Raw genomic sequence first — 13,439 nt, 5'->3', positions numbered from 1 at the left:
AGTCGCTGGGTGACGAGTACGAACGTGCGCAAGGATGCAGAGGACTCGGGACCCAGCGGCTATGCGGCGGCCCGGCTGCGCCTCCTCACTGAGGGGGCGCGGTCCGGGCCGCCGCGCCGTGCGGCCCTGGCCGAACTGACCGACGAGTGGCTGACCGGCCTGTTCGCGGCGGCGACCGAAGGACCGCAAGGACTGCGCGGAGTCTCCCTGGTCGCCGTCGGCGGCTACGGCAGAGGCGAACTCTCCCCGCGCAGCGACCTGGACCTGCTCCTCCTGCACGACGGCAGCGACTCCGCCGCCGTGGCGGCGCTCGCGGACCGCCTCTGGTACCCGGTGTGGGACCTGGGCCTCGCCCTCGACCACTCCGTCCGGACACAGTCCGAGGCCAGGAAGGTGTCGGGCGAGGACCTCAAGGTGCAACTGGGCCTGCTGGACGCCCGCCATCTGGCCGGTGACCTCGGTCTCACGGCAGGCCTGCGTACCGCGGTCCTCGCCGACTGGCGCAACCAGGCTCCCAAACGCCTTCCCGAACTCCAGGAACTCTGCGCCGAACGGGCCGAACGCCAGGGCGAGCTGCAGTACCTCCTCGAACCCGACCTCAAGGAGGCCCGCGGCGGCCTGCGCGACGCCACCGCCCTGCGCGCGGTCGCGGCCTCCTGGCTGGCCGACGCCCCCCGCGAGGGCCTCGCGGACGCGCGCCGCCGCCTGCTGGACGTCCGCGACGCCCTCCACCTCGCCACCGGCCGCGCCACCGACCGCCTCGCCCTCCAGGAACAGGACCAGGTAGCCGCCGAACTCGGACTCCTCGACGCCGACACCCTCCTGCGGCAGGTCTACGAGGCGGCACGCGTCGTCTCGTACGCGAGTGACGTGACCTGGCGCGAGGTGGGGCGCGTGCTGAAGTCGCGCGCGGTACGCCCGCGCCTGCGCGCCATGCTGGGCGGCGGTAAACCGGCGCCGGAACGTTCCCCCTTGGCGGAGGGCGTCGTGGAGCAGGACGGCGAGGTGGTCCTCGCCCGCGCCGCGCGCCCCGACCGCGATCCCGTACTCCCGCTGCGCGCCGCGGCGGCAGCCGCCCAGGCGGGCCTGCCGCTGTCCCTGCACGCGGTCCGCCGCATGGCGGCGGCGGCACGACCGCTGCCGACCCCGTGGCCGGCGGAGGCCCGCGAACAGCTGGTGACCCTCCTCGGCTCGGGCAGTCCGACCATCGAGGTCTGGGAGGCGCTGGAGGCCGAGGGCCTGATCACCCACTTCCTCCCCGACTGGGAGCGGGTCCGCTGCCGCCCGCAGCGCAACGCCGTCCACATCTGGACGGTCGACCGCCACTTGATCGAAACGGCAGTCCGGGCCTCCGAGTTCACCCGCCGGGTCAGCCGCCCCGACCTCCTCCTCGTCTCCGCGCTGCTCCACGACATCGGCAAGGGCTGGCCGGGCGACCACTCCGTCGCGGGCGAGATCATCGCCAAGGACGTGGCCGCCCGCATCGGCTTCGACCGAGCGGACGTGGCGGTCCTGGCCACTCTCGTACGGCACCATCTGCTGCTCGTCGACACCGCCACCCGGCGTGACCTGGAGGATCCGGCCACCGTGCGCTCGGTCGCCGACGCGGTCGGCACCCAGAGCACGCTGGAACTCCTCCACGCGCTCACCGAGTCCGACGCGCTGGCGACGGGCCCGGCCGCCTGGTCGTCCTGGCGCGGTTCCCTCGTCGCCGACCTGGTGAAACGGGTCGCCGCCATGCTCTCCGGGGACGCCCCCGGGGAGCCGGAGGCCGCGGCGCCCACCGCCGAACAGGAACGGCTCGCGATCGAGGCGTTCCGCACGGGCGGCCCGGTGCTGTCGCTGCGCGCCCAGACGGAGGTCCCGGCGGAAGCGGCCACCGAGGAGCCTCCGGCGTCGCCGACGGCCGAACCCGAACCCCTCGGCGTGGAACTCCTGATCGCCGTACCGGACCAGCCCGGCGTCCTGCCCGCGGTGGCCGGCGTCCTCGCCATGCACCGCCTGACCGTGCGCACGGCGGAACTGCGTTCACTGGACCTCCCCGACGGCGTCGAGGGCGCGGTCCTGCTTCTCGACTGGCGCGTCGCCGCCGAGTACGGCTCCCTGCCGCAGGCGGCCCGCCTGCGAGCCGACCTGGTACGGGCGCTCGACGGCTCCCTGGACATCGCGGGCCGCCTGGCCGAGCGCGACGCGGCGTACCCGCGGCGCCGGGGCGTCGTGGCACCGGCGGCCCGGGTGACCGTACATCCGGCCGCGTCCCGGCTGGCCACGGTGATCGAGGTGCGCGCGCAGGACGCCCCGGGGCTGCTGCACCGGCTCGGGCGGGCCCTGGAGGACGCGGGGGTGCGGGTGCGGAGCATGCACGTCAGCACGCTGGGTTCCAACGCGGTGGACGCGTTCTACGTGACCAACCACAAGGGCGCGCCGCTGCCGGGGGACGAGGCGTCCGCGGTCGCGCGGAAGCTGGAGGAGATGTTGCGGGGGTGACCGCCGGTGCCGGGATTTCCGTCCCCGCCTGCTGAATACGCAGGCGGGGGCGAATTGCTTGCGAGGCCGGATACCCTGGAGGGCAACCCACTGCCCCCGACCCCTGAGGACCGACGAGCGCCGTGTTCGATACTCTCTCCGATCGCCTCTCAGCGACTTTCAAGAACCTGCGCGGCAAGGGGCGGCTGTCCGAAGCCGATATCGACGCCACGGCCCGCGAGATCCGCATCGCGCTCCTCGAAGCCGACGTGGCCCTGCCGGTCGTCCGGACGTTCATCAAGAACGTCAAGGAGCGTGCCCTCGGGTCGGACGTCTCCAAGGCGCTGAACCCCGCCCAGCAGGTCCTGAAGATCGTCAACGACGAACTCGTCACGATCCTGGGCGGCGAGACCCGGCGGCTGCGCTTCGCCAAGCAGCCGCCGACCGTGATCATGCTGGCCGGTCTCCAGGGTGCCGGTAAGACCACCCTCGCGGGCAAGCTGGGCAAGTGGCTCAAGGACCAGGGCCACTCGCCCCTCCTCGTCGCCGCCGACCTCCAGCGCCCCAACGCCGTCAACCAGCTCAGCGTCGTCGCCGAGCGCGCCGGGGTCGCGGTCTACGCGCCCGAGCCGGGCAACGGGGTCGGTGACCCGGTCAAGGTCGCCAAGGACTCCATGGAGTTCGCGAAGACCAAGGTCCACGACATCGTGATCGTGGACACCGCAGGCCGCCTCGGTATCGACGCCGAGCTGATGCGGCAGGCCGCGGACATCCGGGACGCGGTCTCGCCCGACGAGATCCTCTTCGTCGTCGACGCGATGATCGGCCAGGACGCGGTCAACACGGCCGAGGCCTTCCGGGACGGCGTCGGCTTCGACGGTGTCGTCCTGTCGAAGCTCGACGGCGACGCCCGTGGTGGTGCCGCGCTCTCCATCGCGTCGGTGACCGGCAAGCCGATCATGTTCGCGTCGAACGGCGAGAAGCTCGACGACTTCGACGCGTTCCACCCTGACCGGATGGCCTCCCGCATCCTCGACATGGGTGACCTGCTCACTCTGATCGAGCAGGCGGAGAAGACGTTCAGCCAGGAAGAAGCCGAGGCAATGGCTTCCAAGCTGGCGTCCAAGAAGGGCCAGGACTTCACCCTGGACGACTTCCTGGCCCAGATGGAGCAGGTCAGGAAGATGGGCAGCATCAGCAAGCTGCTCGGGATGCTGCCCGGCATGGGTCAGATCAAGGACCAGATCAACAACCTCGACGAGCGCGATGTGGACCGCACGGCGGCCATCATCAAGTCGATGACCCCGGCCGAGCGCCAGGAACCCACGATCATCAACGGCTCGCGCCGCGCCCGTATCGCCAAGGGCTCCGGTGTCGAGGTCAGCGCGGTCAAGGGTCTGGTCGAGCGGTTCTTCGAGGCCCGCAAGATGATGTCCCGCATGGCCCAGGGTGGCGGTATGCCGGGAATGCCCGGGATGCCGGGCATGGGTGGCGGCCCCGGCCGCTCCAAGAAGCAGCCCAAACAGGCCAAGGGCAAGCAGCGCTCCGGCAACCCGATGAAGCGCAAGCAGCAGGAGCAGGAGGACGCCGCCCGCAAGGCCGCCGGCGCCCAGGGTGCTCCGGGCGGCGCGTTCGGCCTGCCGGGCCAGCAGGGCGGCCAGGACTTCGAGCTGCCGGACGAGTTCAAGAAGTTCATGGGCTGAGAAGTCGGTCGGCCGGAAGCAGATCGGCTGATTCCAGCCGTTCGTACGTCGCTCAGGGCGCCCCTCTCCGGTGGGGCGCCCTGCCGCGTTCCGCGCGTCCCCGCGCGCGGGGTGCTGCCGACGGTGAGATGCGCCGCACGGTCGACGAGCGCTCCGAAGGAGGCGTGCGCCATGCTCCGCGACCAGTGCGGTCAACTGGACGCGCCGGTCGGCACACCGGCTGTCACGGGTCGGCTCACGCGGTCCGGGCGATGAGGTACCGGAAGACGTTCGGCATCCAGATCGTGCCGTCCCGCCGCTGATACGGATGCAGCGCCTCCGCCAGCTCCTTGTCCACCTGCTCCTGGCCCGCCGCCGCGATCGCCGCGTCGAACAACCCCGTCGACAGCAGCCCCCGTACGGCGCTGCGCATGTTCGCGTACCCGAACGGGCAGGCCACCCGCCCGGAGCCGTCCGGGCGCAGGCCCGCCCGCTGGGCGACCTTCTCCAGGTCGTCGCGGAGCGCGGGGCGCCAACCGCCCGTGACGCGCAGCGGATCCGCGAGCCGGGCCCCGACCCGCAGCACCGTCGACGTGGCGCAGCGCTCCGGTGGACCCCAGCCCACCAGCACCACCGGAGACCCCCGCCCGGCCGACGGCAACGCCGACGCGAGCGTCTCGCCGAGTTCCTCGGAGTCGCCCGCGCGACAGCCGATCGGCTCGAACGCGGTCACCAGCGTGTACGCGTGAGTTCCCACCTCGGGGAGTCCCGGCACGAGCCGGGCGTCGGCACGCGCGCGCGTGAGCGCCGATTCGGGCAGTAACCGCTCCCGCGCGAGGCTCAGCCGCTGCGGTGACGACGGCTCGACACCGGTGACGGCGGCGCCTCTTGAGGCAGCCATCAACAGGGCCAGGCCCGAGCCGCAGCCGAGGCCGAGCAGTCGGGTGCAGGTGCCCACTTCCAGCCGCTCGTAGACGGACTCGTAGAGCGGTACGAACATCCGCTCCTGGATCTCCGACCAGTCACGCGCGCGTGCGCACAGGTCCACGCGGGTCGCCGGACCCGCGTGAGGCAGGTGCTGCCGCACGAGTGTAGGTGTCATCGAAAGCGCCCCAATCCGCCGAGAGTTGCCCTTGTTTCCGATGTGGTGGCCCCCGTGCAGTGCGCGCTCGCACACTTCCCCCGTAAGCCAGGTAACTCCGCACCCGAGCCGCCGTCCAGGGGTTGTGAGGCCGAGGTTGTGCGCTGGCTGTGCTCACGAAAAGAATTCACATGCCGGCAACGTGGGCCCGTAGCATCGCGCCATGGCAAAGGCACCTGTACTCACGCCGCAGGCAATTGACTTCCCTCGCTGGTACCAGGACCTGGTCGGCAAGGCCGAGTTGGCCGACAACGGTCCGGTGCGGGGCACGATGGTCATCCGGCCGTACGGGTACGGGCTGTGGGAGCGGATGCAGGCCGAGATGGACACGCGGATCAAGGGGACGGGCGCCCAGAACGCCTACTTCCCCCTGCTGATCCCGCAGTCGTACTTCGCCAAGGAGGCCGAGCACGTCGAGGGCTTCGCGCCCGAGCTGGCCGTGGTCACGCACGGCGGCGGCAAGGAACTCGAAGAGCCCGCGGTGGTCCGCCCCACCTCCGAGATGGTCATCAACGACTACTTCTCGAAGTGGGTGCAGAGCTACCGCGACCTGCCCCTGCTGATCAACCAGTGGGCGAACGTGGTGCGCTGGGAACTGCGCCCCCGGATCTTCCTCCGCACGACGGAGTTCCTGTGGCAGGAGGGCCACACCGCGCACGCCACCTACGAGGACGCCCGCGACTTCGCCGCGCACATCCACCGCGACGTCTACGAGGACTTCATGGTGAACGTCCTGGCGATGGACACCGTTCCCGGCCGCAAGACGGTCAAGGAGCGATTCGCGGGCGCGATCAACACCCTCACGCTCGAAGGCATGATGGGCGACGGCAAGGCCATCCAGATGGCCACCAGCCATGAGCTCGGCCAGAACTTCGCCAAGGCGTTCAACACCCGCTACCTGTCGAAGGAAGGCAGGCAGGAACTCGTCTGGCAGACGTCCTGGGGCTCGACGACCCGCATTCGGCGCCCTGGTGATGGCACACGGCGACGACAACGGCCTGCGGGTCCCGCCGCGCCTCGCCGCGATCCAGGCCGTGGTCCTCGCGATCAAGGGCGACGACGCGGTTCTGGCCAAGGTCCGCGTGATCGGCGACCGGCTGAGGGCGGCGGGTGTACGCGTGCACGTGGACGACCGCACGGACGTGCCCTTCGGCCGCCGCGCCGTCGACTGGGAGCTCAAGGGCGTACCCGTACGCATCGAGGTCGGCCCCCGTGACCTGGAGAACGGCACGGCGATGCTCGCCCGCCGCATCCCGGGCGGCAAGGAGCCGATCGCCCTCGACGCTCTCGTACGACTGCTGCCCGCTGTCCTCGAAGAGGACCAGGCGTTGCTGCTTGCCCAGTCGCGCGAACGCCGGGAGTCCCGCACCTCGGACGTGTCGACGTTCGAGGAGGCCGTCGAGGCGGCGACCGCCGGCGGCTGGGCGCGCATCCCCTGGGCGGTGCTCGGCGAAAAGGGCGAGGTCAGGCTCGGTGAGCACGCACTGACCGTACGGTGTCTGGTCTCTGCGGACGGGGCGGTCCCCGACGCCGACGACGCACCCGGTAACGTCGCCATCGTGGCCCGCGCCTACTGAGGCAGGAGCGAGAGCGGCCGAAAGGCCTCTTGCGTACCGGCCGACCACAGGTGCCCCGGCGCGCGGACAACGTCTACGCGCCGGGTCGTACGTGGGGCTACGCACCGGCTTGGTATGAGCTGTGAGGCTTCTCCGCAGATCAGCGCACCCGCCCTCGTCAGGACGCATCAGCGGCAACTGACGGGTACGTGCAAATTATTTGGGATGGCCCGGAATCGGAACACAGCGGCACTCAGGCTCGTTGTCATTACGTGAGCACGACACAGACACCACCTGTACTCGCCGCAGAACTGGCGCAGGCGTGGGCCGACATTCAGCGGTTCCACCCCGAGCTGCCCGATCTTGCCGCGCCCGAGTCCCTGATCGGAGAGTCGTCGTCCGCCTGTGGACACGCGCTCTCCTTCGAGCGACTGCTTCATGAGGCAGTCCATGGCATCGCCGCCGCCCGCGGAGTCCGCGACACCTCCCGGGCCGGCCGCTACCACAACCGCAGATTCCTCGCGATCGCCGAGGAGTTGGGCCTGGACCACCCCGAGGAACCGCACCCCAGCAGTGGTTTCTCGCTGGTCATGCTCAACCCCGAGGCCAAACGACGCTACCGCCCCACCATGGAGCGGCTGCAGCGCGCCCTGAAGGCGCACACCGTCGCCACCACCTCCGACACGACCCGCACCTTCCGTGGTCCGGCCGCCCGCCACGGCTCCTCCGGGGGAGGGGTGCGTGTGAAGGCCGTCTGCGACTGCGGTCGCAACGTGCGCGTCGTCCCGTCGGTGCTGGCGCAGGCCCCGATCGTGTGCGGCGGCTGCGGCAAGCCGTTCCGAATCCCCGAGATCGTGGGCGCGGGCGCGGCCTGAGGCTTCGGTCCCGCTGCGTGATCGAGCCCGGCATCTCGTGGGTGCCGGATGAACACGTGGGGGAGCGCACAGCCCGCGGGCGGTCGTCTGTATGGGCACCCGGAGCGCCGGGTGCCCATACAGGCCTGACCAAGTGCGGCCCGCGTTCGGCGCGGCCCGCAGGGTGTGGCAGAATGGCCAGCTGTACTCGACAGCCGCACAGGAACCCTCTCGCCTCCGGCTGACGCGTCCATCGGGCACTCGGGTACCGCAACCCCACGCGGCAATCTCGCCGTGCCCAACCACGTCAAATCCAGGAGAACCCACTCCCGTGGCAGTCAAGATCAAGCTGAAGCGTCTGGGCAAGATCCGTTCGCCTCACTACCGCATCGTCGTCGCCGACTCCCGTACCCGCCGTGATGGTCGGGCCATCGAGGAGATCGGCCTGTACCACCCGGTGCAGAACCCCTCGCGCATCGAGGTCGACACCGAGCGTGCGCAGTACTGGCTGGGTGTCGGCGCGCAGCCGACCGAGCCGGTTCTCGCCATCCTCAAGCTGACCGGCGACTGGCAGAAGTTCAAGGGCCTGCCGGCCCCGGCTCCGCTGCTCGTGGCCGCTCCGAAGCCCGCGCGTCCGTTGTTCGAGGCCCTGGGCGGCGACAACGAGGGCAAGGGTGAGGCCATCACCCAGAAGAAGAAGGCTGAGAAGAAGGACGAGGCTGCTGCCGAGTCCGCGTCGACCGAGGCCTGAGCATGCTCGAGGAGGCTCTCGAGCACCTCGTGAAGGGCATTGTCGACAACCCCGACGAAGTGCAGGTCGCCTCGCGCGACCTGCGTCGCGGGCGCGTTCTGGAGGTCAGGGTTCACCCCGACGACCTCGGTAAGGTGATCGGCCGCAACGGCCGCACCGCGCGTGCCCTGCGAACCGTCGTGGGTGCCATCGGCGGACGTGGTGTCCGTGTCGACCTCGTCGACGTGGACCAGGTTCGCTGATCACCACGTAACACCGGCTCGGGCCGGGGAGGGCCACTTGGGCCGTCCCCGGCCCGTAGTCGTCTACGCAGTAATGCCGTAGGCACACGACAGGAGATTCCAGAAAGTGCAGCTCGTAGTCGCGCGTGTGGGCCGCGCCCACGGCATCAAGGGCGAGGTCACCGTCGAGGTACGTACCGACGAGCCGGAACTGAGGCTCGGTCCCGGTGCCGTCCTGGCCACCGACCCGGCCACGGCGGGCCCGCTGACCATCGAGACCGGCCGCGTCCACAGCGGCAGGCTCCTGCTGCGCTTCGAGGGCGTACGCGACCGGACCGGCGCCGAGGCCCTGCGCAACATCCTGCTGATCGCCGACGTCGACCCCGAGGAAATGCCCGAGGGCGAGGACGAGTACTACGACCACCAGCTGATGGACCTGGACGTCGTCCTGGTCGACGGCACCGAGGTCGGGCGTATCACCGAGATCTCGCACCTGCCCTCCCAGGACCTGTTCGTCGTGGAGCGCCCCGACGGCAGCGAGGTGTACGTGCCGTTCGTCCAGGAGATCGTCGTGGAGATCGACCTGGAGGAGCAGCGGGCGGTGATCGATCCGCCGCCGGGCCTGATCGACGACAACGCCGCCCGCGACGAAGGCGCTGATAGGCACAGTGCGTCCTCGCGGGACGAGTCGTAATGCGCCTCGACGTCGTCACGATCTTTCCCGAGTACCTCGAACCCCTGAACGTCTCACTCGTCGGCAAGGCACGCGCGCGTGGACAGCTGAATGTCCACGTGCATCATCTTCGGGACTGGACGCACGACCGCCACAACACGGTCGACGACACGCCCTACGGCGGCGGCCCGGGAATGGTCATGAAGACCGACCCCTGGGGCGACGCGCTGGACGACGTACTGGCCGACGGATACGAGACCGGTTCCCGGACACCCGCGCTGGTCGTCCCCACCCCCAGTGGCCGCTCCTTCACCCAGGAACTCGCCGTCGAACTGTCCCAGCGGCCGTGGCTGGTCTTCGCACCGGCCCGTTACGAGGGCATCGACCGGCGTGTCATCGACGAGTACGCCACCCGGATGCCCGTGTACGAGGTGTCCATCGGCGACTACGTGCTCGCCGGCGGCGAGGCGGCCGTACTGGTGATCACGGAGGCCGTCGCACGGCTGCTGCCCGGAGTCCTCGGCAACGCCGAGTCGCACCGGGACGACTCCTTCGCGCCGGGCGCCATGGCCAACCTCCTGGAGGGGCCCGTCTACACGAAGCCGCCCCAGTGGCGCGGCCGGGGGATCCCGGACGTGCTGCTCAGCGGTCATCACGGAAAGATCGCGCGCTGGCGCCGGGACGAGGCTCTGCGTCGTACGGCGGCCAACCGGCCCGACCTGATCGAACAGACCGACGCGGCGGCCTTCAACAAGAAGGACCGCGAGACGCTCTCCATCATGGGGTGGGGGCCTTCCGCCGACGGCCGATTTTGGCGCAGGCCAGAGGCCGTGGAAGAATAGGGCGCTGTTGTGCGTCGTCCGGCGTGCGCCCCTGCCACGGGGGGACACGACGCCCGCCCCGGCACGGACAGCATCCTTCCGAATTCAAGCTCCCGTTGATGACCTGTGGCATCAACGAAGAAAGCAGACGAAATGTCTCACCTGCTCGACTCCGTCGACTCCGCGTCGCTGCGCAGTGACATCCCGGCCTTCCGCCCGGGTGACACCGTCAACGTCCACGTCCGCGTCATCGAGGGCAACCGCTCCCGTGTGCAGCAGTTCAAGGGCGTGGTCATCCGCCGCCAGGGCGCCGGCGTCCGCGAGACCTTCACGGTCCGCAAGGTCTCGTTCTCCGTCGGCGTCGAGCGCACCTTCCCGGTGCACACCCCGATCGTCGAGAAGATCGAGCTGGTCACGCGTGGTGACGTGCGTCGCGCCAAGCTGTACTACCTCCGTGAGCTGCGCGGCAAGGCCGCGAAGATCAAGGAGAAGCGCGACAACTGAGCTTTTGGTGAGCCCGATGTAAAGAGGGCTCACATCGGGGCCGGATAACATCCTGCCCCGATGGACGCCGAAGCACAGCCGACGGAGCGCGACCGCTCCTCCCGCCCTGCTCGATCCGAGAAGATCTCGGACACCGAGGGGCCGGAGGACCGGTCGCGTTTCGCGTTGGTGTCCCGGGCGGCCGAGTGGCTCCCGGGCGGACGGATCACCCTGACCCTGCTGGTCTGCCTGCTCTTTCTGCTCCTCTTCAGCAGGTTCGTCATCCAGCCGTTCGAAATTCCCAGCCGCTCGATGGAGCGCGGATTGAGGATCGGGGACCGCGTTCTCGTAAATAAGGTCGCGTACCGTTTCGGTGCCGAGCCGCAGCGCGGTGACGTCGTCGTGTTCGACGGAACCGGCTACTTCGGGCACGCCGACTACATCAAGCGCGTTGTGGGTGTGGGGAGAGACCACGTGGTCTGCTGCGACAAGGAGGGGAGGATCGAGGTGAACGGCCGGTCGGTCGACGAGTCGACGTTCCTTTACCCCGGTGACAGCCCTTCCGCGGTGTCCTTCGACGTCGTGGTGCCCGAGGGCGGACTCTTCGTCCTGGGGGACCACCGCAGCGACTCCAGCGACTCCCGGGACCACCTGGGGTCGCCGGGCGGCGGCATGATCCCCGTCGGCAGAGTGATCGGCCGGGCCGACTGGATCGGCTGGCCCAGCGAGCACTGGACCCATCTGGACCGACCTGGCGTGTACGCGCGTGTGCCCGCCGCGGACGGTGTCCATGGGTAACCGCGGCAAGCCGCGTGGGGTGCCCAGCACCGTCGCCGACCAACTGCTGCCCACCGGCTCGCGCCGGGCCTCCGGTGCCGCCGCCAGGCCTGGCCGTGCCGAGCGGCGCAAGCTCCAGCGCAAGGTCAAACGGCGCAGACGGCGCTCGGCGGTCAAGGAGATACCGCTCCTGGTGGGCGTCGCCGTCCTCATCGCGCTGGTCCTGAAGACCTTCCTCGTGCAGGCGTTCGTGATCCCGTCGGGCTCCATGGAGAACACGATCCAGATCGGCGACCGTGTCCTCGTGGACAAGTTCACCCCCTGGTTCGGCTCCAAGCCCCAGCGCGGTGATGTCGTCGTCTTCAAGGACCCCGGCGGCTGGCTCGACGACGAGCCGACCACCGTGAAGGGCGAGGACCCCATCGTCGTCAAGCAGGTCAAACAGGGGCTGACCTTCATCGGCCTGCTGCCCTCGGACAACGAGAAGGACCTCATCAAGCGGGTCGTCGCGGTCGGCGGCGACACCGTCAAGTGCTGCGACTCCCAGGGCCGCGTGACCGTCAACGGCATGCCGCTCGACGAGACCACCTACATCCACCCCGGCAACAAACCGTCGTCGTTCACCTTCGAGGTGAAGGTTCCCGCGGGGCGCCTGTTCGTGATGGGCGACCACCGGGCCAACTCCGCAGACTCCCGCTACCACCGCACCGAGGCGTACAGCGGCACCGTGTCCGAGAGCTCCGTCGTGGGCCGGGCCATGGTCATCGCCTGGCCGTTCGGCCACTGGACCCAGCTGGAGGAGCCGGACACGTTCTCCTCGGTGCCGGGTTCGTCGGCCACCGCCCTCGGCTCGTCGCATAGGGTGGCTTCCGCGGATCGGTATGGATCGATCCCGCTCCCGACCCCTGCGGAACTCCCGCTCGTTATGGGAGTGGTGGGCCTGCGTCGCATCCGGCGCGGGCGGTGGTTCGGAGTGAGGAGTGGATGTGGGGGATTTGGCGGTCGGCGCACGGTCCGGACAGGACGGTCCCGAGGAACAGCGCCCCGCGGAACCGGTTCCACCGGCCGCAGAGGACGCCGTCCCCGCCGAGAGTGACTCCGGGGCCCCAGGGCTCGCCGGGGGTGGCTCAGGGTCCTCCGGGACGGGCAGCGGGAACTCCGGGGACGATGCGGAGCAGGACCTCGGCGAGTCCGGCCACAAGCCCAGGAAGCAGCGCTCCTTCTGGAAGGAGTTGCCGCTGCTCATCGGTATCGCGCTGGTGCTCGCGCTGCTGATCAAGACCTTCCTGGTCCAGGCGTTCTCCATTCCCTCGGACTCCATGCAGCACACGCTGGAGCAGGGCGACCGGGTCCTGGTCGACAAGCTGACCCCGTGGTTCGGCTCCGAGCCCGAGCGGGGTGAGGTCGTCGTCTTCCACGACCCCGCCGACTGGCTGGCCAACGAGCCGATCGCCGAGCCGAACCCCGCGCAGCGGGTCCTCGGCTGGATCGGCCTGATGCCGTCCGCCAACGAGAAGGACCTCATCAAGCGCGTCGTCGGCGTCGGCGGCGACACCATCGAGTGCAAGGGCACCGGCCCGCTGAAGGTCAACGGCAAGGCGCTCGACGAGCCGTACGTGTACGCGGGGAACACCCCGTGCACCGTCGACGAGGGCGGCCAGTTCAAGGTGACGGTACCCACGGGCAAAATCTGGGTCATGGGTGACCACCGGCAGAACTCGCTGGACTCCCGGTACCACCAGGAGGACAAGAACCAGGGCTTCGTCCCCGTGGACAACGTCGTCGGCCGCGCCATCGTGGTCGCCTGGCCGCCCACGCGCTGGAACACGCTGCCGATTCCCGACACGTTCGACCAGAACCTGAGCGCGGCCGCTCCGGGCGCGCTGGGCCTCGTGGGTGCCGTCCCGCTGGTCCTGTGGCGCAGGCGCCGCGCGGTCGGTCGTACGACTGCTCCCGTTACCGTCGGAAACTCCGGTGTTCCCGGGTCGGGTACCGCCGGGTAGGGTGCCGTCCC

The 13,439-nt window shown here is 70.0% G+C and carries 12 protein-coding genes and 1 pseudogene; 12 read left to right on the top strand and 1 reads right to left on the bottom strand.

Features of this window, described 5'->3' with window-relative positions; all coding sequences use genetic code 11:
* Nucleotides 1-9: 9 nt before the first annotated feature.
* A complete protein-coding gene (locus tag IEY89_RS26000) occupies nucleotides 10-2,487 on the top strand; it encodes a [protein-PII] uridylyltransferase (protein ID WP_189149919.1) in 2,478 nt (825 codons plus the stop codon).
* A 122-nt stretch (nucleotides 2,488-2,609) separates the two neighbouring features.
* Complete coding sequence (ffh, locus tag IEY89_RS25995; RefSeq protein WP_189149918.1) at nucleotides 2,610-4,169, top strand: signal recognition particle protein; 1,560 nt, start codon at nucleotides 2,610-2,612, stop codon at nucleotides 4,167-4,169.
* Nucleotides 4,170-4,404: 235 nt separating this feature from the next.
* On the opposite strand, the gene IEY89_RS25990 is transcribed toward ffh, so the two are convergent.
* Entirely contained in the window at nucleotides 4,405-5,250 is an 846-nt protein-coding gene (locus tag IEY89_RS25990; protein ID WP_189149917.1) for an SAM-dependent methyltransferase, read from the bottom strand.
* Nucleotides 5,251-5,452: 202 nt separating this feature from the next.
* Between IEY89_RS25990 and proS the strand changes: the two are divergent.
* The 10 genes and pseudogenes from proS to lepB (IEY89_RS25940) all read left to right on the top strand — a co-directional run bounded on the left by proS (nucleotide 5,453) and on the right by lepB (IEY89_RS25940) (nucleotide 13,428).
* Nucleotides 5,453-6,866: pseudogene (gene proS / locus IEY89_RS25985) on the top strand (proline--tRNA ligase).
* A gap of 251 nt (nucleotides 6,867-7,117) precedes the next feature.
* The gene (locus tag IEY89_RS25980) at nucleotides 7,118-7,720 is read left to right on the top strand and encodes a hypothetical protein (protein WP_189149916.1); all 603 of its coding nucleotides are present in this window, start codon (nucleotides 7,118-7,120) and stop codon (nucleotides 7,718-7,720) included.
* 310 nt (nucleotides 7,721-8,030) lie between these two features.
* Entirely contained in the window at nucleotides 8,031-8,450 is a 420-nt protein-coding gene (rpsP, locus tag IEY89_RS25975) for a 30S ribosomal protein S16 (RefSeq protein ID WP_189149915.1), read from the top strand.
* Between the two features lie 2 nt (nucleotides 8,451-8,452).
* On the top strand, nucleotides 8,453-8,692 hold the full coding sequence (locus tag IEY89_RS25970) for an RNA-binding protein (RefSeq protein ID WP_006373563.1): 240 nt from the start codon (nucleotides 8,453-8,455) through the stop codon (nucleotides 8,690-8,692).
* A 106-nt stretch (nucleotides 8,693-8,798) separates the two neighbouring features.
* A complete protein-coding gene (rimM, locus tag IEY89_RS25965; RefSeq protein WP_189149914.1) occupies nucleotides 8,799-9,365 on the top strand; it encodes a ribosome maturation factor RimM in 567 nt (188 codons plus the stop codon).
* Entirely contained in the window at nucleotides 9,365-10,186 is an 822-nt protein-coding gene (gene trmD / locus IEY89_RS25960; protein ID WP_189149913.1) for a tRNA (guanosine(37)-N1)-methyltransferase TrmD, read from the top strand. Before rimM ends, trmD begins: the two co-directional genes overlap by 1 nt.
* A gap of 132 nt (nucleotides 10,187-10,318) precedes the next feature.
* Nucleotides 10,319-10,669, top strand: coding sequence for a 50S ribosomal protein L19 (rplS, locus tag IEY89_RS25955; protein ID WP_013000407.1), 351 nt, complete (start codon nucleotides 10,319-10,321; stop codon nucleotides 10,667-10,669).
* Between the two features lie 60 nt (nucleotides 10,670-10,729).
* Nucleotides 10,730-11,446, top strand: a complete 717-nt coding sequence (lepB, locus tag IEY89_RS25950; protein WP_189149912.1) for a signal peptidase I — start codon at nucleotides 10,730-10,732, stop codon at nucleotides 11,444-11,446.
* Nucleotides 11,439-12,521 carry a signal peptidase I gene (gene lepB / locus IEY89_RS25945; protein WP_189149911.1) on the top strand — a complete coding sequence of 361 codons (1,083 nt, stop codon included), beginning with the start codon at nucleotides 11,439-11,441 and terminating at the stop codon, nucleotides 12,519-12,521. The genes lepB (IEY89_RS25950) and lepB (IEY89_RS25945) overlap by 8 nt, the downstream gene beginning before the upstream one ends.
* Nucleotides 12,412-13,428, top strand: coding sequence for a signal peptidase I (lepB, locus tag IEY89_RS25940; RefSeq protein ID WP_189149910.1), 1,017 nt, complete (start codon nucleotides 12,412-12,414; stop codon nucleotides 13,426-13,428). Before lepB (IEY89_RS25945) ends, lepB (IEY89_RS25940) begins: the two co-directional genes overlap by 110 nt.
* The last annotated feature ends 11 nt before the right edge of the window (nucleotides 13,429-13,439 follow it).

Source organism: Streptomyces lacrimifluminis, assembly GCF_014646095.1.
In the GTDB taxonomy this organism is placed as follows: Bacteria; Actinomycetota; Actinomycetes; order Streptomycetales; family Streptomycetaceae; genus Streptomyces; species Streptomyces lacrimifluminis.
Note: the sequence above shows the minus strand (reverse complement) of the source record. Positions and strands in the feature narration are given on the sequence as shown.

Bases quoted from the DNA above. Each gene is read 5' to 3' on its own strand.
- IEY89_RS25990 (WP_189149917.1), bottom strand. From the start codon at position 5,250: ATGACACCTACACTCGTGCGGCAGCACCTGCCTCACGCGGGTCCGGCG.
- IEY89_RS25970 (WP_006373563.1), top strand. From the start codon at position 8,453: ATGCTCGAGGAGGCTCTCGAGCACCTCGTGAAGGGCATTGTCGACAAC.
- trmD (WP_189149913.1), top strand. From the start codon at position 9,365: ATGCGCCTCGACGTCGTCACGATCTTTCCCGAGTACCTCGAACCCCTG.
- rplS (WP_013000407.1), top strand. From the start codon at position 10,319: ATGTCTCACCTGCTCGACTCCGTCGACTCCGCGTCGCTGCGCAGTGAC.
- lepB (WP_189149912.1), top strand. From the start codon at position 10,730: ATGGACGCCGAAGCACAGCCGACGGAGCGCGACCGCTCCTCCCGCCCT.
- lepB (WP_189149911.1), top strand. From the start codon at position 11,439: ATGGGTAACCGCGGCAAGCCGCGTGGGGTGCCCAGCACCGTCGCCGAC.